General features: G+C 67.3%; 23 protein-coding genes. 20 read left to right on the top strand and 3 right to left on the bottom strand.

Translation table 11 applies throughout. The annotated features are described in order from the left end of the window. Window positions 1-75 precede the first annotated feature (75 nt). The 3 genes from WDM91_10315 to WDM91_10305 all read left to right on the top strand — a co-directional run bounded on the left by WDM91_10315 (window position 76) and on the right by WDM91_10305 (window position 2,618). Entirely contained in the window at window positions 76-630 is a 555-nt protein-coding gene (locus WDM91_10315; GenBank protein MEI9994978.1) for a 5-formyltetrahydrofolate cyclo-ligase, read from the top strand. A 65-nt stretch (window positions 631-695) separates the two neighbouring features. Continuing rightward, window positions 696-1,508: a TIGR00282 family metallophosphoesterase gene (locus WDM91_10310; GenBank protein MEI9994977.1), complete on the top strand. Its 813-nt coding sequence runs from the start codon at window positions 696-698 to the stop codon at window positions 1,506-1,508. A gap of 81 nt (window positions 1,509-1,589) precedes the next feature. Next, entirely contained in the window at window positions 1,590-2,618 is a 1,029-nt protein-coding gene (locus WDM91_10305) for an aldo/keto reductase (GenBank protein MEI9994976.1), read from the top strand. A gap of 28 nt (window positions 2,619-2,646) precedes the next feature. Here the strand turns inward: WDM91_10305 and WDM91_10300 are convergent, their stop codons facing one another. The 3 genes from WDM91_10300 to WDM91_10290 all read right to left on the bottom strand — a co-directional run bounded on the left by WDM91_10300 (window position 2,647) and on the right by WDM91_10290 (window position 4,542). Continuing rightward, the gene (locus WDM91_10300) at window positions 2,647-3,198 is read right to left on the bottom strand and encodes a carboxymuconolactone decarboxylase family protein (GenBank protein ID MEI9994975.1); all 552 of its coding nucleotides are present in this window, start codon (window positions 3,196-3,198) and stop codon (window positions 2,647-2,649) included. A gap of 142 nt (window positions 3,199-3,340) precedes the next feature. After that, window positions 3,341-3,880 (bottom strand): peroxiredoxin, encoded by a 540-nt coding sequence (locus WDM91_10295; protein ID MEI9994974.1) that lies wholly within the window; start codon window positions 3,878-3,880, stop codon window positions 3,341-3,343. Window positions 3,881-4,176: 296 nt separating this feature from the next. Then, window positions 4,177-4,542 (bottom strand): YciI family protein, encoded by a 366-nt coding sequence (locus WDM91_10290; protein ID MEI9994973.1) that lies wholly within the window; start codon window positions 4,540-4,542, stop codon window positions 4,177-4,179. A 158-nt stretch (window positions 4,543-4,700) separates the two neighbouring features. Here WDM91_10290 and WDM91_10285 point away from each other — a divergent pair, with 158 nt between their 5' ends. The 17 genes from WDM91_10285 (at window position 4,701) to glmM (ending at window position 19,673) form a co-directional block, all read left to right on the top strand. Next, a complete protein-coding gene (locus tag WDM91_10285) occupies window positions 4,701-5,447 on the top strand; it encodes a YebC/PmpR family DNA-binding transcriptional regulator (GenBank protein ID MEI9994972.1) in 747 nt (248 codons plus the stop codon). Window positions 5,448-5,526: 79 nt separating this feature from the next. Continuing rightward, a complete protein-coding gene (ruvC, locus tag WDM91_10280) occupies window positions 5,527-6,042 on the top strand; it encodes a crossover junction endodeoxyribonuclease RuvC (protein ID MEI9994971.1) in 516 nt (171 codons plus the stop codon). Then, window positions 6,039-6,644: a Holliday junction branch migration protein RuvA gene (gene ruvA, locus WDM91_10275; protein ID MEI9994970.1), complete on the top strand. Its 606-nt coding sequence runs from the start codon at window positions 6,039-6,041 to the stop codon at window positions 6,642-6,644. Before ruvC ends, ruvA begins: the two co-directional genes overlap by 4 nt. Before the next feature lie 38 nt (window positions 6,645-6,682). Then, window positions 6,683-6,928, top strand: a complete 246-nt coding sequence (locus tag WDM91_10270; GenBank protein ID MEI9994969.1) for a type II toxin-antitoxin system prevent-host-death family antitoxin — start codon at window positions 6,683-6,685, stop codon at window positions 6,926-6,928. Further along, a complete protein-coding gene (locus tag WDM91_10265) occupies window positions 6,928-7,332 on the top strand; it encodes a type II toxin-antitoxin system VapC family toxin (GenBank protein MEI9994968.1) in 405 nt (134 codons plus the stop codon). The genes WDM91_10270 and WDM91_10265 overlap by 1 nt, the downstream gene beginning before the upstream one ends. Then, window positions 7,332-8,393, top strand: coding sequence for a Holliday junction branch migration DNA helicase RuvB (gene ruvB / locus WDM91_10260; GenBank protein ID MEI9994967.1), 1,062 nt, complete (start codon window positions 7,332-7,334; stop codon window positions 8,391-8,393). The genes WDM91_10265 and ruvB overlap by 1 nt, the downstream gene beginning before the upstream one ends. Continuing rightward, the gene (locus WDM91_10255; protein MEI9994966.1) at window positions 8,390-8,842 is read left to right on the top strand and encodes a YbgC/FadM family acyl-CoA thioesterase; all 453 of its coding nucleotides are present in this window, start codon (window positions 8,390-8,392) and stop codon (window positions 8,840-8,842) included. The genes ruvB and WDM91_10255 overlap by 4 nt, the downstream gene beginning before the upstream one ends. A gap of 111 nt (window positions 8,843-8,953) precedes the next feature. Further along, the gene (gene tolQ, locus WDM91_10250; GenBank protein ID MEI9994965.1) at window positions 8,954-9,832 is read left to right on the top strand and encodes a protein TolQ; all 879 of its coding nucleotides are present in this window, start codon (window positions 8,954-8,956) and stop codon (window positions 9,830-9,832) included. Beyond that, window positions 9,833-10,282: a protein TolR gene (tolR, locus tag WDM91_10245; GenBank protein ID MEI9994964.1), complete on the top strand. Its 450-nt coding sequence runs from the start codon at window positions 9,833-9,835 to the stop codon at window positions 10,280-10,282. Next, entirely contained in the window at window positions 10,251-11,123 is an 873-nt protein-coding gene (locus WDM91_10240; protein ID MEI9994963.1) for a hypothetical protein, read from the top strand. Before tolR ends, WDM91_10240 begins: the two co-directional genes overlap by 32 nt. Before the next feature lie 14 nt (window positions 11,124-11,137). After that, window positions 11,138-12,436, top strand: a complete 1,299-nt coding sequence (tolB, locus tag WDM91_10235) for a Tol-Pal system beta propeller repeat protein TolB (GenBank protein MEI9994962.1) — start codon at window positions 11,138-11,140, stop codon at window positions 12,434-12,436. Between the two features lie 140 nt (window positions 12,437-12,576). Continuing rightward, the gene (pal, locus tag WDM91_10230) at window positions 12,577-13,092 is read left to right on the top strand and encodes a peptidoglycan-associated lipoprotein Pal (protein ID MEI9994961.1); all 516 of its coding nucleotides are present in this window, start codon (window positions 12,577-12,579) and stop codon (window positions 13,090-13,092) included. A 134-nt stretch (window positions 13,093-13,226) separates the two neighbouring features. Continuing rightward, window positions 13,227-14,213: a tol-pal system protein YbgF gene (ybgF, locus tag WDM91_10225; GenBank protein ID MEI9994960.1), complete on the top strand. Its 987-nt coding sequence runs from the start codon at window positions 13,227-13,229 to the stop codon at window positions 14,211-14,213. 19 nt (window positions 14,214-14,232) lie between these two features. Then, window positions 14,233-15,267: a tRNA lysidine(34) synthetase TilS gene (gene tilS, locus WDM91_10220; protein MEI9994959.1), complete on the top strand. Its 1,035-nt coding sequence runs from the start codon at window positions 14,233-14,235 to the stop codon at window positions 15,265-15,267. Window positions 15,268-15,415: 148 nt separating this feature from the next. Then, window positions 15,416-17,332, top strand: a complete 1,917-nt coding sequence (gene ftsH / locus WDM91_10215) for an ATP-dependent zinc metalloprotease FtsH (GenBank protein ID MEI9994958.1) — start codon at window positions 15,416-15,418, stop codon at window positions 17,330-17,332. A 110-nt stretch (window positions 17,333-17,442) separates the two neighbouring features. Then, window positions 17,443-18,240 carry a dihydropteroate synthase gene (folP, locus tag WDM91_10210; protein ID MEI9994957.1) on the top strand — a complete coding sequence of 266 codons (798 nt, stop codon included), beginning with the start codon at window positions 17,443-17,445 and terminating at the stop codon, window positions 18,238-18,240. Window positions 18,241-18,326: 86 nt separating this feature from the next. Beyond that, on the top strand, window positions 18,327-19,673 hold the full coding sequence (gene glmM, locus WDM91_10205) for a phosphoglucosamine mutase (protein ID MEI9994956.1): 1,347 nt from the start codon (window positions 18,327-18,329) through the stop codon (window positions 19,671-19,673). Window positions 19,674-19,711 lie beyond the last annotated feature (38 nt).

Raw genomic sequence — 19,711 nt, 5'->3', positions numbered from 1 at the left:
CCTTGGAGATGCCGGCGCCCTGCGATCACCTGGGTGGCCGCATTCGCGGGCCATGACCCTTTGAGCGGGCAGTCGATGTCGAACAAGGCCGATCTCCGCGCCCGGGCCCGGGCGCATCGCGCCACGCTTACTCGCGCCGGCTATGCCGACGCCGTCGCGCGCTATGCCGGCGATCTGGCGCTGGCGCCCGGTGCGATCGTCGCCGGCTATTTCCCGTTCCGGGACGAGGCCGATCCGCGGGGCTTGATGGCGGCGCTCTCGGCCCGGGGCCACGCCTTGGCGCTCCCGTCGGTCGAGCCCGGACGGCCGCTGAGCTTCCGCGCCTGGAAGATGGGCGATGCGATGCACGCCAATGCGAACGCCTACGGCATTCCCGAGCCGGCTGCCGCGGCGCCGGCCGTCACGCCTGCTGTCGTGCTGGTGCCGCTGCTCGCCTTCGACGCGACCGGTCATCGCCTCGGCTATGGCGGCGGCTATTACGACCGTACCTTTGCGGTGCTGAAGGACGTCCGCGCCATTGGCGTCGCCTATGCCGGCCAGGAAGTGCCGGCCCTGCCGCGCGAGGCGCACGATCACCCGCTCGATGCGGTGATCACCGAGACGGGCGTGCGGGTCTTCGCGCACGGGTAGAAATACCTTGGGTTCCGCCGTCTCAAACGGCGATGATGCCTTATCGTTCTGTGCTATGACGGGCCATGCGCATTCTCTTCCTCGGCGACATCATCGGCAAGCCGGGCCGCGACGTGGTCGCCGCCGAACTGCCGCGCCTCAAAGATTCGCTCGCGGTCGATCTCGTGATCGCCAACGGCGAGAACGCGGCCGGCGGTTTCGGTCTCACCCAGGCCATTGCACGCGAGTTCTTCGCCATCGGCGTCGATGTGATCACCACCGGCAACCACTGGGCCGACCAGAAGGAGATCCTCGGCTTCATCGGCGACGAGGACCGGGTGCTGCGCCCGGTGAACTACCCCAAGGGCACGCCGGGCCGCGGTGCCAATCTCTACCAGACGCGCAAGGGCGAACGCGTGCTGGTGATCAACGCGATGGGCCGGGTCTTCATGGACGCGCTCGACGATCCCTTCGCGGCGGTGAATGCCGAACTCGATGCCTGCCCGCTGGGCGAGGCGGCCGATGCGATCGTCGTCGACATGCACGCCGAAGCCACCTCGGAGAAGATGGCGATGGGCCATTTCTGCGACGGCCGCGCCAGCTTCGTCGTCGGCACCCATCAGCACATCCCGAGCGCCGACGCGCAGATCTTTCCCGGCGGCACGGCCTATCAGACCGACGCCGGCGCCTGCGCCGATTACGACAGCGTGATCGGGATGGAGAAATTCCAGCCCGTACAGCGCTTCGTGACCAAGATGGCGAGCGGCCGCTTCACGCCCGCGACGGGTCCGGCGACGCTGTGCGGCGTGTTCGTGGAGACCGGCGCGCGCGGCCTCGCGACGCGGATCGAGCCGGTCCGGGTCGGCGGCCGGCTGAAGCAGGCCGTGCCGTCGCTTTAGGCATTATCCGCGTCGCCGTCGCGGTTGAATGGCGGGCGCTTCCGCAGCACGCTCGCGCCACCGCCATCACAGGAGCACGTCATGGAATATCGCCAGCTCGGCCGTTCGGGCTTCAACGTCCCCGTCCTCAGTTTCGGCACCGGCACCTTCGGCGGCAAGGGCGGCCTCGCCGGCTGGGGCGCCACCGATGCGGCGGAGGCCACGCGCCTGGTCGATGTCTGCCTTGAGCATGGCCTGACCCTGTTCGACAGCGCCGATATCTATTCGGGCGGCGCTGCGGAGGAGGTGCTGGGCGCCGCGATCAAGGGGCGCCGCGACAAGCTGCTGATCTCGACCAAGGCCACCTTCCGCTCCGGCCAGGGCCCGAACGAGGTCGGCAGTTCGCGCTTCCATCTGACCCGCGCGGTCGAGGCGGCGCTGAAGCGGCTCGGCACCGACCACATCGATCTGTTCCAGCTTCACGGCTTCGATGCCAAGACGCCGCCGGAAGAGGTGCTGTCGACGCTCGACACGCTGATCCGCGCCGGCAAGATCGGCTATATCGGCGTTTCCAATTTCTCCGGCTGGCACCTGATGAAGGCGCTGGCGGTGGCCGACCGCTACGGCCTGCCGCGCTTCGTCGCCAACCAGACTTATTACTCGCTGATCGGCCGCGACTATGAGTGGGAGCTGATGCCGCTGGGCCTCGACCAGGGCGTCGGCGCGGTGGTGTGGTCGCCGCTCGGCTGGGGCCGTCTCACCGGCAAGATCCGCCGCGGCGCGCCGCTGCCCGAGGTCAGCCGCCTGCACACCACCGCCGATTTCGGTCCGCCGGTTCCGGACGAGCACGTCTACACCGTGGTCGACGCACTCGACGAGGTCGCGAAGGAAGTGGACAAGACGGTGCCGCAGGTGGCGCTCAACTGGCTGCTGCAGCGCCCGACCGTGGCCACCGTGGTGATCGGCGCGCGCGACGAGAAACAGCTCGTCGACAATCTCGGCGCGGTCGGCTGGAATCTCACGCCGGAGCAGGTGAAGGTGTTGGACAAGGCGAGCGCCGTGACGCCGCCTTATCCGTATTGGCACCAGAAGCAGTTCAAGGAACGCAACCCGTTCCCGACGCGGGTGTGACGGCGCCGGGTGTGCTTCACCCTGAGCCTTAGGCCGCCGTGGCGAGTGCCGCGGCCTCTGCGTCCACGCCGTCCAGCGTCGCCGCGACCGCGTGCACCACGCTCGCGATGCGCACCGCGGCCTGGATCTGCTCGACCGTGATGCCGGCGCCGCGCAGCACCTTCTCATGGCTGTCGATGCACATGCCGCAGCCATTGATCGCCGAGACCGCGAGCGACCACAGCTCGAAATCCGCCTTGTCGACGCCGGGCTTGCCGATGACGTTCATCCGCAGCTTGGCCGGCAGCGTCCGGTAGTCGGGCGCGGATGCCAGATGCGTGAAGCGGTAATAGATGTTGTTCATCGCCATGATGGACGCCGCGGCGCGTGCCGCGTCGAGCGCCTCGGGCGTGAGCTGCGGCCCGAACTCGGCGAGGACCGCGCCCGTGACCTCCGCGTTGCGCGACGCCAGGGCGGTCGCGACGAACGTGCCGGCGCGCTGCTGCCCGGAGAGCACCGGCTCGGCGGCCAGCGACGACAGGTTGAGCTTCAAATCCTTCGCATAGTCGGGAAGGCGCGATTTCAGATGTTCGAGAGACATGGGTTTTTCCTTCTTCTGCTCTGCTTGTCATCCCGGCCAAGCGATGCGTCAGCATCGCGTCGAGCCGGGACCCATGGAGCAAGTGTCGCGATGGGTCCCGGATCGGACGCGACGCGTCCGTCCGGGATGACATCGGGTTCAATCAGGCCGCCTTGAGGACCTCGTCGCCCTTCTGCCAATTGCAGGGGCAGAGCTCGTCGGTCTGCAGCGCGTCGAGCACGCGCAGCACTTCCTGCGGATTGCGCCCGACATCGAGGTCGGTGACGTAGACGAAGCGGATCACGCCCTCGGGATCGACGATGTAAGTCGCGCGCTGCGCCACACCCGCCTTGGGGTCGATGATGCCGAGCGCGCCGGTCAGCTCGCGCTTGATGTCGGCCAGCATGGGGAAGGGCAGGGTCTTGAGGTCGGCATGGTTCTGCCGCCAGGCCAGGTGGACGAATTCGCTGTCGATGGAAATGCCATAGACGACGGCATCGCGATCGTTGAAATCGCCGTTGAGCTTGCCGAAGGCGGCGATCTCCGTCGGGCAGACGAAGGTGAAGTCCTTGGGCCAGAAGAACACGATCTTCCACTTGCCGGCGTCGCTCGCCTGGGTGAAGTCCTGGAAGGCCGTCTTGGGGTCGGTGGAGACGACGCCGGTGAGGGCGAAGTCGGGGAATTTGTCGCCGATACGGAGCATGAAGGGGTCCTCGCGTTGGGGAATTGATGCGAGTGATACTTAGAACTATTATAAACTAAGTCAAGCGGCGTGCGGTGGCTTGGCCGGCGACAGCCCGTCGCAGGACCTCAATGCGGTGTCTATCGCTGCCGGCCGCCGATCCAGGCGAAAAGCGGTGGCCGCGAGCAGGGCTGGATATCGGATCCCCGAAGCGCCACCTGCGACCAGGCCCGCGACGTTCACAGCCAAGCCGATCCAGCCCGGGATCAACGCCATCGCGCTGCGTATCCCGAACAACACTCTCCATCGGCCGAAATCTACGACGAAAAATCCTCCGGGCCGAAGATCCGACGCACCTCGATCACATCACCCTGCGCGGCCGGGCATTGGACCGCCCAGCGTACCGCCACATCCTGGCTCTCGACCTCGATGATCCAGTAGCCTCCAAGCACTTCCTTGGTCTCGGCGAACGGGCCGTCGGTCACCAGCGGCGTGCCGCCCTGGAACGAGACGCGCGTGGCGAAGATCGGTGGAGTCAGCCCTTCGGCCGTCCGCAGGATGCCGGCCTGCTCCATCGCCGCGTTGAACTTGCCCATTTCCGCGACCGCATCGGCTGGCGGCACGAAATCTTCGGGCACCGGCCGCTTATAGACGTCCGGAATCATCAGCATCATGAAGCGCATGGCTCCCTCCTGGTCGCACCCGGTCCAAGGACGCGTGGTGCCGTGCGGACCCGACAACGCGATAAAGCGATTTTTGCCGGAAAAAAACCTACACTTGAAAACCCGGCGCCCGCCCGGCTATCTCACGCCGCTCCGCGCAGTCTTTCCAAGGATGTCCCATGGCCGGCCATAGTCAGTTCAAGAACATCATGTTTCGCAAGGGCAAGCAGGACAAGGAGCGCTCCAAGCTCTTCTCCAAGCTCGGGCGCGAGATCACGGTCGCCTCGAAATCCGGCCTGCCGGACCCGGCCCACAATCCGCGCCTGCGCACCGCGATCATCGCCGCCAAGGCGGTGTCGATGTCCAAGGACACGATCGACCGCGCCATCAAGAAGGGCCAGGGCGGCGACGCGGAGAGCTATGACGAGGTCCGCTACGAGGGCCGCGGCCCGGGCGGCGTCGCGCTGATCGTCGAGGCGCTGACCGACAACCGCAACCGCACCAGCGCCGACGTGCGCTCGACCTTCGCGAAATTCGGCGGCGAGATGGGCGCATCCAATTCCGTCGCCTTCATGTTCAGTCATGTCGGCCAGGTGGTCTATTCGAAGGACAAGGGCAGCGACGACGCGATGCTGGAGCTCGCGCTGGACGTCGGTGCCGACGAAGTCGTCTCGACCGACGAGGCGCATGAATTCCTCACCGGCCTCGACGGCTTCATCGCGGTGCGCGATGCGCTGGAGGCCAAGCTGGGCGCTCCATCGTCGTCGGGCTTCGTCTGGCGGCCGCAGAACACGGTGGCCGTGCCCGACGCCGCGGGCGAGCAGCTGGTCAAGCTGATCGAAACCCTCGACGATCACGACGATGTGCAGAACGTCTACGGCAATTACGAGCTCAGCGACGCGCTGATGGCCAAGCTGGGGGGCTGACGACGCAAGTCGATCCCGGCCGTCCCGCCGCGCGTGCCGTCCGCATTGAACCGCGCGAACGAACAGGGCACAAAGCCCTATGGCCATCGGCACGATTCGCATCCTGGGTCTGGATCCCGGCCTTGCTCGGATGGGCTGGGGCGTGATCGCGGTCAGCGGCTCGCACCTGACCCATATCGCCCATGGAGTAATCGTGACCCGCGCCGCCGAAGGGCTGGGCTTGCGTCTCCTCGCGCTCCACAGCGCGCTGGCGGTCGTGATCGCTGCGCAGCGGCCATCCGCGATCTCGGTCGAACAGGCCTTCGTCGCCAAGGATCCCTCGGCCGCGCTGAAGATCGGCCACGCCCGCGCCGTCGCGCTGCTCGCGGCCGCGCAGGCCGGGCTCGAGATCGCCGAATATGCCCCGAACCACATCAAGAAATCCGTCGTCGGCGTCGGCCATGCCCAGAAGGAGCAGGTCCAGGCGATGGTGCGGCGCCTGCTGCCGACTTGCGGCGTCACCCAGGCGGACGCCGCCGACGCGCTGGCCTGCGCCATCGCCCATGCCCATCTCGCGGGCACCCGCGCCCGCATGCTGCAGGCCCTGGCCTCATGATCGGCAAGCTGACCGGCATCGTGGACAGCGTCGCCGAGGACCATGCCATCCTCGACGTCGGCGGCGTCGGCTATCTGGTGCAATGCCCGTCCTCGACGCTGTCGAAGCTTGCTGCGGGGGCGCCGGCCTCGCTGATGATCGAGACCAAGGTCTCCGACGATGCGATCCGGCTCTACGGCTTTCATTCCGCGGAGGAGCGCGAGTGGTTCCGTCTGCTGCAGACCGTGCAGAATGTCGGCGCCCGCGTCGCGCTGAACGTGCTCTCGGCGCTCTCGTCGCGCGAGCTCGAGCGTGCGCTGGCGCTCTCCGACAAGGCGGTGATCGGCCGCGCCCAGGGTGTCGGCCCCAAGCTCGCGCTGCGGATCGTCACCGAGCTCAAGGACAAGGCGCCCGCGATGATGCTGCGCGGTCACGACGAGGCGGGCGTCGCCGTCGCCGTGGCGCCGCGCGGCCCCGAAGCCGATGCCGTCGCGGCGCTGGTCAAGCTCGGCTACAGCCAGGGCATCGCGGCGGAATCGGTCGCGCGCGCCGCCAACGACCTCGGTCCCGCGGCGGCGGTGGACATGCTGATCCGGGAGAGTTTGCGGGGCATGGGACGGTGATCTACAATCTGACTAGTCAGACTAGTCAGGAGAACGCGGTGGAAAAGAGTTGGGCCCTGCAGGACGCCAAGGCGCGGTTCTCGGAATTCCTGCGCGAGGCCGAGATCGAGCCGCAGATCATCACCTATCGCGGCAAGCCGAAATTCGAGGTGCGGTTGATCAGGGAAAAGCGCTCCGGCAAGCCGAAGCCCAAGACGCTTGTCGACTGGATTCTTTCCGCGCCCAAGGTGCCGGACTTCAAGTTGCCGCCGCGCCGGCGCGAAAAAATGCGCAAAGTGCTCTGATGATCCTGCTCGACACCTGTGTCGTCTCGGAAAGCATCCGGCCGAAGCCTGATCCGGCCTATCTGGCCTGGCTCAAGTACCAGGATCCGATGTCGCTTTTCATCAGCGTCGTCACGCTCGGGGAGCTCCACTACGGCGCCGCGAAATCGAAAGTGGCCGCGAAACAGCGCGAGCTGAACTTGTGGATCACCGAAGTAGGCCAGCTCTTCGCCAGCAGGATCGTGATTTTGGATGATATCGTGGCCCGCCAATGGGGTTATCTGCGGGCGCGCTATCCACACGCCCGAACTGCCGATGCGCAGCTGGGCGCCACGGCGTTGGCCCACGACTTCACGTTTGCGACGCGTAACGTCAAGGACTTCCGGTTTGAAGGGTTGGATGTCGTAAATCCGTGGGAGTCGTGATGGCACCCAAACCCAAATCCGCGCCCGAACGCCTCGTCACGCCCGAGCGCACCGAGGACGACAGCCTCGAAGCCTCGATGCGCCCCAAGCGGCTCGCCGATTTCGTCGGGCAGCAGCAGGCGCGCGAGAACCTCTCCATCTTCATCCAGGCCGCCAAGGCGCGCGGCGAGGCGCTGGACCACGTGCTGTTCTCCGGGCCGCCCGGTCTGGGCAAGACCACGCTGGCGCAGATCGTGGCGCGCGAGCTGGGGGTGAATTTCCGCTCGACCTCCGGCCCGGTGCTCGCCAAGGCGGGCGACCTCGCCGCCATCCTCACCAATCTCGAGCCGCGCGACGTCCTCTTCATCGACGAGATCCACCGCCTCAACCCCGTGGTCGAGGAGATCCTCTATCCCGCGATGGAGGATTACGAGCTCGACCTGGTGATCGGCGAGGGACCGTCGGCGCGCTCGGTCAAGATCACGCTCAATCCCTTCACGCTGGTGGGCGCCACGACGCGCTCGGGCCTCATCACCACGCCGCTGCGCGACCGTTTCGGCATTCCGGTGCGGCTGAACTTCTACACGCCGGAGGAGCTGCTCGCGATCGTCGAGCGCGGCGCCCGCGTCCTGGGTCTCGCTCTCACCGCCGACGGCGCGCGAGAGATCGCCGGCCGCGCCCGCGGCACGCCGCGCATCGCCGGCCGGCTGCTCAAGCGCGTGCGCGACGTCGCCGCCGTCGCGGGCCATGCGACGGTCGACGCGAAGATCGCCGATGCGGCGCTCACCCGGCTGGAGGTCGACGGCCGCGGCCTCGACGCCTTCGACCGCCGCTATCTGAAGCTGCTCGCCGAAGGCTTCGGCGGCGGCCCCGTCGGCATCGACACGCTGGCGGCGGCGCTCGGCGAGTCGCGCGACGCGCTGGAGGATGTGGTCGAGCCTTTCCTGCTGCAGCAGGGTTTCGTGCAGCGCACCCCGCGCGGGCGCCTGCTGACCGCCGCGGCCTATGGTCATCTGGGCCTCGCCGCCCCGCCGCGCGATCCTCAGCAGATGGGACTGTTCAACGCAGGCGAATCCGAATGACCGAACCCACCGGTCTCGGCCGCTTCGAGGGCAAGACCCATATCCTGCCGCTCCGCGTCTACTACGAGGACACCGATCTTTCCGGCGTCGTCTATCACGCCAATTACCTGCGTTTCATGGAGCGCGGCCGCACCGAGTTCTTCCGCCTCGTCGGCGTCACCAAGATGGCCTCGCTCGAGGATCCGGAACCCACGGCCTGGACGCTGCGCCATGCCACGCTCGAATTCTTCCGTCCCGCGCGGCTGGAGGACCAGATCGAGGTCCGCACCACCTGTCCGCATCTTTCCGGCGCGCGCATGCGGGCGGACCAGAAGATTTACAGCGGCGACACGCTGCTGGTGCATGGCAAGGTCGAGGCCTGCATGATGACGCTCACCGGCAAGCCGCGCCGCATTCCCCAGGCGGTGCGCGATCTTCTGCTGCCTTTTCTTTTGGAAACAGGGGCTTAACCTTTGACGCCCAAATTCGGCCAACATTAAATGACTTTTGTCGGCGTGCGGACATGGTCGCGCGTTAAGGTTCCGGCGCGCAGCGTCGCGCGCCTCAAGAAGAGGTCTTGGATGAGTTTCGTGCGCCTGACCGCCGCCCTGTTCGCGGCCCTTCTCCTGACATTCGCCGCGCCCGCCTGGGCGCAGCATGTTCCCTCGGCGGCGCCGACCGGCGCGCCGGCGGAAACGCACGATCTCGACGCCCCCGCCGCCGCGCCCTCCGGTGCGGTGGACGTCACGACCACCGGCGGATCCGCGACGCCGCCGGCCCTCGGCCTTTCCGTGGTGTCGGTGTTCTGGCGCGCCGATCCGATCGTGAAGGCGGTGATGGTGCTGCTGCTGATCGCCTCGCTGTGGTCGTGGACGATCATCTTCAACAAGTGGATCGCCTTCGGCACGCTCAAGCGCCGCGCCACCAAATTCGAGAAGATCTTCTGGTCCGGCCAGTCGCTCGACGAGCTGTTCCAGCAATTCGCCGCCAAGGCCGATCATCCCCTGGCCGCGACCTTCGTCGCCGCCTTGCGCGAATGGCGCCGCGCCTTCGAAGGCGGCCCGCCGCGCGAGGCGCTGGTCCCCGGCATCAAGGACCGCATCGAGAAGGCGATGAGCGTCACCATCCTGCGCGAGACCGACGGGCTGGAGCGCCAGCTCGGCTTCCTCGCCACGGTCGGCTCCGTCGCGCCCTTCATCGGCCTGTTCGGCACGGTATGGGGCATCATGAATTCCTTCACCGCCATCGCCGCGCAGCACAACACGACGCTCGCGGTCGTCGCGCCGGGCATCGCCGAGGCGCTGTTCGCCACCGCCATGGGCCTGTTCGCCGCGATCCCCGCGGTCATCTTCTACAACCGCTTCGTCAACGAGATCGGCCGCTATTCGACCCGGCTCGACGCCTTCGCCGACGAGTTCTCCGCCATCCTGTCGCGCCAGCTCGACGAGAAGGCGCGCTGAATGGCGGCCACGCTGCAAGGCCGGGTCAAGGGCGGGCGACGTGCCCGCCGCCGTCCCATGGCGGAGATCAACGTCACGCCCTTCGTGGACGTGATGCTGGTGCTGCTCATCGTCTTCATGGTCACCGCGCCGCTGCTGACCGTCGGCGTGCCGGTCGACCTGCCCAAGACCAAGGCGCAGACGCTGGGCCAGGACCGCGAGCCGCTCTCCATCACGGTCAAGCGCGACGGCGCGATCTTCCTGCAGAACACGCCGATCGCCGAGGATGCCCTGGTGGAGAAGCTCGGCGCGATCTCCGCCAACGGCTACGAGCAGCGGATCTTCGTGCGCGGCGACAAGGCCGTGGATTACGGCCGCGTGATGGAAGTGATGGGGCTGCTGTCCGCCGCCGGCTTCACGCATATTGGCCTCGTGACCGATGTCGCAAAGCCTAAGCCCGACGAGCGCTAGGCGCCGCCCCACCACCGCACGCGGCTCCGTCGCCGGCGGCGCCGTGGTGGCCGTGCTGCTGCACGCCGCGATCATCGCCGCGACGCTGTTCACCTTCCAGCACAAGCTGGAGATCGTCGACGAGACGCCGCCCAGCGTCCCGGTCGATCTCGTCACGCCCATCGCCGACAAGACCAACATCATGCCGACCGTGGCGCGGGAGCCCAAGCCGGCCGAGGACGTCAAGCCGCCCGAACCCAAACCGCAGCCGGTGCCCACGCCCACACCGCCCCAGCCGCAGGCGGATGAAGAGCCCACGCCGGTCGCGTCCGAGCCCGTGGTCCCCAAACCCGCGCCGCCGCCGCCGCGGCCGCTTGCCAAGCCGATGCCGGCGACACCGGCACCGGTGCCCGCGCCGGCGCCGAAGAAAAAGAGCGACGACATCGACGCGCTGCTCAACAAGCTCACCGCCCCCGCCGCGACGCCGCGCAATGCACGCCCGGCCGCACGCACCCAGCAAGGCGCCGGCGCGATGAACGCCGCCACCGCAGACCTGCGCGATGCGTTGCGCAGCCAGATCAAGCCGTGCTGGAGCCCGCCGGTCGGCGCGCCGCGTCCCGAGGAACTCGTGGTCGATTTCGACCTGCTGCTGAATGCGGACGGCTCCGTCGCACGCCCGCCACAATTGACTGCAGACTCCGCCGCAAGGGCCGCGAGCGATCCGTTCACCCGCGCCGCGGCGGAATCGGCAAGGCGTGCGATCTATTCCTGTGCGCCCTACAAATTGCCGAAGGACAAATACGATCAGTGGAGCGAGATTGATCCGTTCCACTTCGATCCGCGTCAGATGATGGGGCAGTGAGCTTGGAGACCCGCATGAAGAACTTCGTTTTGGCGCTGCTTGCGCTCTGCGCCCTTGTCATGCCCGCGCACGCCGCGCTGCGCGTCGATGTCGACCAGGGCAATCTGCAGCCCATGCCGATCGCGATCCCCGATTTCGCGTCGCCCAACGCCGCCGACGCCGTGGTGGCGCAGAACATCGCCAAGGTGATCCGCGCCGATCTCGACCGTTCGGGGCTGTTCCACCCGCTCGATCCCAAATCCTTCATCGAGAAGATCCTGAGCGTCTCGGCTGCGCCGCAATTCGCCAATTGGCGTGCGATCAACGCCCAGGGCCTCGTCGTCGGCCAGGTCCAGGGCCAGCCGGATGGAAGGCTGCGTGTCGATTTCCGCCTGTGGGACGTCTATGGCGAAAGCCAGATGATCGGCCAGCAATATTTCACCACGCCCGACAATTGGCGCCGCATCGCCCATATCATCGCCGACGCGATCTATGAGCGCATCACCGGCGAGAAGGGCTATTTCGACACCCGCATCGTCTTCATCTCGGAATCGGGGCCGGCGCTGGCGCGCAAGAAGCGCCTCGCGGTGATGGACCAGGATGGCGCCAATCCCATCTTCCTGACCCGCGGCGATTATCTGGTGCTCACGCCGCGCTTCAACCCGACCGCGCAGATGATCGCCTACATGTCGTATATCGGGAACAAGCCGCGCGTATATCTCTTCGACCTCGAAAGCGGCCGCCAGGAAGTGCTGGGCAATTTCCCCAACATGACCTTCTCGCCGCGCTTCTCGCCCGACGGCAACAAGGTCGCGCTGTCGCTGGAATCCGGCGGCAATTCCGACATCTATGTGATGGACCTGCGGACCCGCAGCATGACGCGGTTGACCTCGGACCCGGGGATCGACACCGCGCCGTCCTTCTCGCCCGACGGCACCCAGATCGCCTTCGAATCCGATCGTGGCGGCAGCCAGCAGATCTATGTGATGGGCGCCGACGGCTCGAACCAGCACCGCATCTCCTTCGCCGCCGGCCGCAACGGCACGCCGGTGTGGTCGCCGCGCGGCGACCTGATCGCGTTTACCAACCAGAGCGGCGGATTCCATGTTGGCGTCATGCACACCGACGGCGGCGGCGCCCGCATCATCACCAATGGCTGGGAGGACGAAGGCCCGACCTGGGCGCCCAATGGCCGCGTCATCATGTTCGGCCGCACCGTCCAGGGCGGTCGCGGCTCCCAGATCTGGTCGATCGACGTCACCGGCCGCAACGAACGGCGCGTCTCGACGCCCGGCGACGCCTCGGATCCGGCCTGGTCGCCCTTGATCCAGTAGGAGTTCCGTCTCTAAACTTCCTGTAATCCCATTTTTGGCTCTTTTTGGCCACGAATGCGTTAGATCGTAAGTTCCATGGCCGAACGCGCGTGTCCCTGTTGGACACACGGTCGCGCCGACATTTGGAGGAGCCTCATTCTATGACGAAGCTTTCTGTTGGCGTGGCTGCGGTGTCCGTCGCGCTCCTACTCGCGGGTTGCAGCTCGACGCCCAAGCCCGTGAATGACGCGCCGCCTCCGGTGGCCAGCGAACCGACGACGTCGGCGCCGACTTCGACCATCGTGCCCGGCAGCGCCGAAGACCTCCGCGTCAATGTCGGAGACACCGTGCATTTCGCCTACAATGCCTACAATATCGAGGACAACGACAAGACCACGCTGCAGCGCCAGGCGACCTGGCTGCAGAAATATCCCTCGGTCCGCGTCACGGTCGAAGGCGATTGCGACGAGCGCGGTACGCGCGAATACAACATCGCGCTCGGCGCCCGCCGCGCCAATGCCGTGAAGGAATATCTCGTCAGCCTCGGCGTGTCCGCCGGGCGGGTCGAAACCGTGTCCTACGGCAAGGAACACCCGGTGTGCTCGGAATCGACCGAGGATTGCTGGGCCCAGAACCGCCGCGGCGTCACCAGCGTGAGCGGCGGCGCGAACTCGTAAGGGTTCTGCACGATCTTGGGAAAAGGGCGCCCGCCAAAGGCGCCCTTTTTCGCCTTCCCGGAAAGAGCAAGGGAACCGAGCCTCATTTTCGGCGAAGTCTTGGCTGTGAATGGGCTTTTCGACAGGAGGCGCGGATGACCAAGACCGGACTGAGGCTTCTCGCTCTGAGCTCCGCCGCGCTGATCGGGCTTGCCGTCACCGCGGCTGCAACACCGCCCGCGCCGCCGGCGCCTCACTATGTCCAGCCGCAGGACCGCAGCTTCGTCCGCGTCGCCGGCCTGTTCGGCGAGAGCGACGAGGAAAAGGCCGCGCGCCTTGCGCGTGAGCAGCATGAGGCCGACCAGGACGCCCAGCTCAAGGCGCTGAACGACAAGATCCGCGATCTCGAAGATTCGGTGCGCAATCTGACGGGCCAGAACGAAGAGCTCGGTCACCGCGTGAGCGAACTGAACGCGAAGATCGACCGTCAGCAGAAGGATTTCGAATATCGCCTCTGCGCCCTGGCGGCGCAGCAGCTCGGCGCCTCGACCGGCGGCGATGCCAACGCCGTGCCGTGCCCGGGCAGTGTCGCGCCGTCGGCCGGTGCGCCGATGGCTGCCGCTCCGCCGCAGCCGCAGAACGACGGTCGCAGTGCCGACACCGCGCCGCGGACGCTGGCTCCGCCGCCCGGCGTGCTCGGTACGCTGCCGGCCGGCGCGGGTCCCTCGGGCGGTCCGGCGGCTGCGGCGCCGGATGCCGGCCGGGCACAATTCAGCGGCGCGATGAACCTGCTCGCCAAGGCGCGCTATGACGAGGCGCGCGCCGCCTTCCGCGGCTTCGCCGATGCCAATCCGGACAGCGATCTGGCGCCGCAGGCGGTCTATTGGGTGGGTGACATCGCCTATGTCCAAAAGGACTATGACGGCGCGACGCGCGCCTTTGCCGAGGTGATCAAGAAATATCCCACCTCGGTTCGGGCGCCGGACAGTATGCTCAAGCTCGGCCAGGCGCTGATCGCATCCGGCCAGAAGAAGGAAGGCTGCACCGCCCTTGCCGCGCTCCCGGCCAAATATCCCAAGGCCGCCAAAGCGGTCCTCGAACAAGGCGCCGACGCGCGCAAAACCTGCCGCGGAACCTCTTGAGGCGCGCTTCGCCGCCGCCATGGATGCGCTGCTGGCAGGCGGCGCGCCTTGGCCGGCTGCCGTTGCGGTCTCCGGCGGCGGCGATTCCATCGCATTGATGCACCTGCTCGCGGGCTGGGCCAAGGCGGCGCGCCAGGCGCCGCCTGCGGTCGTCACGGTCGATCACGGTCTGCAGCAAGGCTCGGCCGCCACCGCGCGTGCCGTTGCGCGCTGGGCGAAGCAGGCTGGTCTCGAGTCGAAAGTGCTGCGCTGGCGCGGCCCGCCTCCCGCATCGGGGATCGAGGCTGCCGCCCGCGAGGCGCGCTATCGCCTGATGGGCGAATGGCTCCGCGGCAGGAAGCTTTCCGCGCTCTATGTGGGCCACACCGGCGACGACCAGGCCGAGACCTTCCTGCTTCGCCTGATGCGCGGCAGCGGCCTCGACGGGCTGTCCGCCATGCGTCCCGTTGCCGCTTGGCCGGTGCCCGGCTTCGCCGAGCTCGCTGTGGTGCGTCCGCTGCTTGGGCTCGAACGCGGCGCCGTGCGCGACCATCTGGCCGTCCGGAAGCACGCCTGGATCGAAGATCCGATGAATGGCGAGGATCGCTTCGCCCGCGTCCGCGTCCGCAAGCTGCTGCCCGCGCTCGAAGACGCCGGCCTCAGCCGCGCCCGCATCGCCGCCGCCGCGGGCCATCTGGCGCGCGCCCGCGAGGCGCTGGAATCCGTGACCGCCGCCGTCCTCAGCCGCGCGGTGCGTCTCCGCGACGCGGCGCTGCATGTCGATATCGCCGCCCTGACCGCCGCTCCCCGCGAAGTCGGCCTGCGCGCCCTGGCCCAGCTCCTGATGCTGGTTTCGGGTCAGGCCTACCGCCCGCGTTTCGAGCGGCTGGAGCGTCTGTTCGACCGCCTCAAGGATGGAAAATTGGGCGGAGGTGCCACGCTGCATGGCTGCCGGCTCTTCATGGCGCCGGCCGGAAGAGGAGCTTTTGGCGCCGGAACCCTGGCGATTGTGCGGGAATCGGGCCGAAGCGACCCATCGCCCGCGCCCCATGGAGCGCAAAAGCGGCGCAATTAGACTGTGTTAATCGGCTTTCGGCATTGTCATTGCGACGGCAGCGCAAATTTCTTAACGTTTCCGAGGCTGGCAATGCCGTAGAAGGTACCTATCTAGGAAGGTGGGTAACCTTGTGAACCGCCTTGGCCCCTGCTGAAAGGACGGCCCCTTGAACAATCTTCGCAATCTGGCGCTCTGGATCGTCGTCGCGCTGCTCCTCGTGTTCCTTTTCAACCTGTTCCAGAACAAGGCGCGGGACGCGGCCGTTCAGAACATCACCTATTCCAAGTTTCTCGACGACGTGGGCGACAACCAGGTCAAGGCCGTCACGATGACGGGCGAGGGCATCAAGGGCGAGCTCAGCAACGGCACGCAGTTCACGACCATCGCGCCGTCCAACGACCCGGCGCTCGTGCCCTCGATGAAGGCGCACAACGTCAACATCTCGGTGACGCAGCCCGACGACGGCTTCAACCTGGTCTCGATCCTGCTGAACGCGCTGCCGATGCTGCTGCTGATCGCGGTGTGGATCTTCTTCATGCGCCAGCTCCAGGCCGGCGGCGGCAAGGCGATGGGCTTCGGCAAGTCCAGGGCCAAGATGCTGACCGAGCGGACCGGCCGCGTGACCTTCGAGGACGTCGCCGGCGTCGACGAGGCGAAGGACGATCTCAAGGAGATCGTCGACTTCCTCAAGGATCCGCAGAAATTCCAGCGCCTGGGCGGCCGCATCCCCAAGGGCGTGCTGCTGGTCGGCCCGCCGGGCACCGGCAAGACCTTGCTCGCCCGCGCCATCGCCGGCGAGGCCAACGTGCCGTTCTTCACGATCTCGGGCTCGGACTTCGTCGAGATGTTCGTCGGCGTCGGCGCCAGCCGCGTCCGTGACATGTTCGAGCAGGCCAAGAAGAACGCGCCCTGCATCGTCTTCATCGACGAGATCGACGCGGTCGGCCGCCATCGCGGCGCCGGCCTCGGCGGCGGCAATGACGAGCGCGAGCAGACCCTCAACCAGCTGCTGGTGGAGATGGACGGCTTCGAGGCCAATGAGAGCGTGATCCTGATCGCGGCGACCAACCGTCCCGACGTGCTCGATCCCGCCCTGCTGCGTCCGGGCCGCTTCGACCGTCACGTGGTCGTGCCCAATCCCGACCTCGCGGGCCGCGAGAAGATCCTGCGCGTCCATATGCGGAAAGTGCCGCTCTCGCCGGACGTCGAGCCGCGCACCATCGCGCGCGGCACGCCGGGCTTCTCCGGCGCCGATCTCGCCAACCTCGTCAACGAGGCGGCGCTGCTCGCGGCGCGGCGCGGCAAGCGCGTCGTCAGCAAGGCGGAGATGGAAGACGCCAAGGACAAGGTCATGATGGGCGCGGAACGCCGCTCCATGGCGATGACCGAGGACGAGAAGAAGCTCACCGCCTATCACGAGGCCGGTCATGCCCTCGTCGGCATGTGCGTCCCGCAGCACGACCCGCTCCACAAGGTCACCATCATCCCGCGCGGCCGCGCGCTGGGCGTGACGATGAACCTGCCCGAGCAGGACCGTCTGAGCTATTCGCGCCAATACTGCGTCTCGAAGCTCGCTTCGGTGTTCGGCGGGCGCGAGGCGGAGGTGCTGATCTTCGGCCCCGACAACGTCACCAACGGCGCGACCAGCGACATCCAGCAGGCCACCCGTCTGGCGCGCTCGATGGTCATGGAATGGGGCATGTCCGACAAGCTCGGCCGCGTGCGCTACCGCTCCAACGAGCAGGAAGTGTTCCTCGGCCATTCCGTCGCGCAGTCCAACAACATGTCGGAAGAGACGGCGCGCCTGATCGACGCCGAGGTCCGCCAGCTGGTCGAGGACGGCGAGGCGACGGCGCGCCGCATCCTGACCGAGCGGCGTGAGGACCTGGAGACCATCGCCAAGGGCCTGCTCGAATACGAGACGCTCTCGGGCGACGAGGTCACGGGCCTGATGAAGGGCATCAAGCCGGTTCGCACGCCCTATGAGGAGCCGACTCCCGATCGTGGTCCGGGCTCCAGCGTGCCCACCGCCGGCCGTCCGCGCGGCGGCACGCTCGTGCCCGAGCCGCAGCCCGGCCGCTAAGCCTTCACCCATAAAGTGCTATCCTTCCTCCGCAATTCTGCGGGGGAAGGAATGCGCTTTTCCGGGACGGATGGCGCTTTGCTTCACGACTTCGCCGGCAACGGGCGCGCATGACCACGATTCTCGGCATTCTCAACATCACCGAAGATTCGTTCTCCGATGGCGGCCGCTATCTGGATTCCGCTGCAGCGGTCGCGCAGGGCAGGGCGCTCGCCGCCGACGGCGCCGATCTGCTCGACATCGGTGCCGCGTCGTCCAATCCCGACGCCAAGTCGGTCCCGCCGCAGACCGAGATCGCGCGCCTGGAATCGGTGCTGCCCGCGCTCGCCGGCATTCCGCTCTCCATCGACAGCCACGCGCCCGAGGTTCAGCGCTGGGCCCTCGCACAAGGCGTCGCCTATTTGAACGACATCCAGGGTTTCCCAGACGCCTCGCTCTATCCTGCGCTCGCCGCTTCGGCGGCGAAGCTGATCGTGATGCATTCGGTCCAAACAAATGGCGGTGCCACGCGGATCGACATTGCCCCGGCGCAGATCATGGATCAGCTCTTTGCGTTCTTCGACGCCCGTCTCGCCGCGCTCGAAGCCGCCGGCATCGCGCGCGCCCGGCTCATCCTCGACCCCGGCATGGGATTCTTCCTCGGCACCGATCCACAGACCTCGCTGACCGTGCTGCGCCGCCTGCCGGAGCTCAAGACGCGCTACGGCCTGCCGGTCCTGGTCTCGGTCTCGCGCAAATCCTTCCTGCGCCGTCTGGCCGGCCGCGAGGCGGCGGACGCCGGCCCCATCAGCCTCGCCGCGGAACTTTACGCTGTCCGCCAGGGTGCCGATTACATCCGCACGCACGCCCCAGGCCCGCTGAAAGACGCGCTTTTGCTGGCAAAAGCCCTGGCCGAGGGCGGCTCTTAACCCCTTGTCGCATCTGTTAATAATTGTTGCGCTCCGGGCTGCCAGAATGCTGGTAAAACCATCCTGACCCATGGGGAGCTTTGAGCATGAGCCGGAAATATTTCGGCACGGACGGCATTCGCGGGCGCGCCAATTCCGGTGCGATGACCGCAGCCGTCGCCATGCGCGCCGGCATGGCCGCGGGCCGCATCTTCACCCGCGGCGACCACCGCCATCGCGTGGTGATCGGCAAGGACACGCGGCTCTCCGGCTACATGATCGAATCCGCGCTGGTCGCGGGCTTCACCTCGGTGGGCATGGACGTCTTCCAGTTCGGTCCGCTGCCGACGCCGGCCGTCGCGATGCTGACGCGCAGCCTGCGCGCCGACATGGGGGTGATGATCACCGCCTCGCACAATCAGTACCAGGACAACGGCATCAAGTTCTTCGGTCCCGACGGCCGCAAGCTCTCCGACGAGCATGAGGCCGCGATCGAGGCGCTGATGGACAACGGTTTCGACACCGGCCTTGCCACCTCGCCCAAGCTCGGCCGCGCCAAGCGCATCGACGACGCCCAGGCGCGCTACATCGAATTCGCCAAGCGCACCTTCCCCTCCGACCTCACGCTCGAGGGGCTGCGCATCGTGATCGACTGCGCCAACGGCGCCGCCTACAAGGTCGCGCCCGAAGTGCTGTGGGAGCTCGGCGCCGAGATCATCCCGATCGGCGTGGCGCCCGACGGCTTCAACATCAATTCGGGCTGCGGCTCGACCTCGACCGAGGCGATGTCGGCCAAGGTGCGCGAGATGCGCGCCAATTTCGGTATCGCGCTGGACGGCGATGCCGACCGCGTCGTGATGTCGGACGAACGCGGCCGCGTCATCGACGGCGACCAGGTGCTCGCGCTGATCGGCAAGTCGTGGTCGGCGCGTGGCAAGCTCAAGGGCGGCGGCGTGGTCGGCACGGTGATGTCGAATGCCGGGCTCGACCGCTACCTGAAATCGCTCGGCCTCAACCTCGCGCGCGCCGCGGTCGGCGACCGTTACGTCATCGAGCAGATGACCAAGGGCGGCTACAATGTCGGCGGCGAGCAGTCCGGCCATATCGTGCTCAGCGACATCTCGCCGACCGGCGACGGCCTGATCGCCGCGCTCCAGGTCCTCGCGGTGCTCGCGGCCGAGGGCAAGCCGGCCAGCCAGGCGGCGCATCTGTTCGACGCGATGCCGCAGGTCCTCGAAAGCGTGCGCTTCCAGAGGGGCTCGCCGCTCGCCAATGCCCGCGTCGCCGAATGCATCAAGGACGGCGAGGCGCGTCTCAACGGCTCCGGCCGCCTGCTGGTGCGCAAGTCGGGCACCGAGCCGGTGATCCGCGTGATGGCCGAAGGCGACGACGAGACGCTGGTCCGTTCTGTGGTGAACGACATCGTGAGCGCGATCCAGGAAGTGGCGGCCTAGTCGCGGCGACATTGTCATCCCCGGCTGAGCGATACTTT

Origin of the sequence: Rhizomicrobium sp. (assembly GCA_037200385.1) — a bacterium.
Classification (GTDB): domain Bacteria; phylum Pseudomonadota; class Alphaproteobacteria; order Micropepsales; family Micropepsaceae; genus Rhizomicrobium.
The sequence above is the reverse complement of the archived record's forward strand: the minus strand, read 5'-3'. Positions and strand labels throughout refer to the sequence as shown.

Bases quoted from the DNA above. Each gene is read 5' to 3' on its own strand.
- WDM91_10315 (MEI9994978.1), top strand. From the start codon at position 76: ATGTCGAACAAGGCCGATCTCCGCGCCCGGGCCCGGGCGCATCGCGCC.
- WDM91_10310 (MEI9994977.1), top strand. From the start codon at position 696: ATGCGCATTCTCTTCCTCGGCGACATCATCGGCAAGCCGGGCCGCGAC.
- WDM91_10305 (MEI9994976.1), top strand. From the start codon at position 1,590: ATGGAATATCGCCAGCTCGGCCGTTCGGGCTTCAACGTCCCCGTCCTC.
- WDM91_10300 (MEI9994975.1), bottom strand. From the start codon at position 3,198: ATGTCTCTCGAACATCTGAAATCGCGCCTTCCCGACTATGCGAAGGAT.
- WDM91_10295 (MEI9994974.1), bottom strand. From the start codon at position 3,880: ATGCTCCGTATCGGCGACAAATTCCCCGACTTCGCCCTCACCGGCGTC.
- WDM91_10290 (MEI9994973.1), bottom strand. From the start codon at position 4,542: ATGCGCTTCATGATGCTGATGATTCCGGACGTCTATAAGCGGCCGGTG.
- WDM91_10285 (MEI9994972.1), top strand. From the start codon at position 4,701: ATGGCCGGCCATAGTCAGTTCAAGAACATCATGTTTCGCAAGGGCAAG.
- ruvC (MEI9994971.1), top strand. From the start codon at position 5,527: ATGGCCATCGGCACGATTCGCATCCTGGGTCTGGATCCCGGCCTTGCT.
- ruvA (MEI9994970.1), top strand. From the start codon at position 6,039: ATGATCGGCAAGCTGACCGGCATCGTGGACAGCGTCGCCGAGGACCAT.
- WDM91_10265 (MEI9994968.1), top strand. From the start codon at position 6,928: ATGATCCTGCTCGACACCTGTGTCGTCTCGGAAAGCATCCGGCCGAAG.
- ruvB (MEI9994967.1), top strand. From the start codon at position 7,332: ATGGCACCCAAACCCAAATCCGCGCCCGAACGCCTCGTCACGCCCGAG.
- WDM91_10255 (MEI9994966.1), top strand. From the start codon at position 8,390: ATGACCGAACCCACCGGTCTCGGCCGCTTCGAGGGCAAGACCCATATC.
- tolQ (MEI9994965.1), top strand. From the start codon at position 8,954: ATGAGTTTCGTGCGCCTGACCGCCGCCCTGTTCGCGGCCCTTCTCCTG.
- tolR (MEI9994964.1), top strand. From the start codon at position 9,833: ATGGCGGCCACGCTGCAAGGCCGGGTCAAGGGCGGGCGACGTGCCCGC.
- WDM91_10240 (MEI9994963.1), top strand. From the start codon at position 10,251: ATGTCGCAAAGCCTAAGCCCGACGAGCGCTAGGCGCCGCCCCACCACC.
- tolB (MEI9994962.1), top strand. From the start codon at position 11,138: ATGAAGAACTTCGTTTTGGCGCTGCTTGCGCTCTGCGCCCTTGTCATG.
- pal (MEI9994961.1), top strand. From the start codon at position 12,577: ATGACGAAGCTTTCTGTTGGCGTGGCTGCGGTGTCCGTCGCGCTCCTA.
- ybgF (MEI9994960.1), top strand. From the start codon at position 13,227: ATGACCAAGACCGGACTGAGGCTTCTCGCTCTGAGCTCCGCCGCGCTG.
- tilS (MEI9994959.1), top strand. From the start codon at position 14,233: ATGGATGCGCTGCTGGCAGGCGGCGCGCCTTGGCCGGCTGCCGTTGCG.
- folP (MEI9994957.1), top strand. From the start codon at position 17,443: ATGACCACGATTCTCGGCATTCTCAACATCACCGAAGATTCGTTCTCC.
- glmM (MEI9994956.1), top strand. From the start codon at position 18,327: ATGAGCCGGAAATATTTCGGCACGGACGGCATTCGCGGGCGCGCCAAT.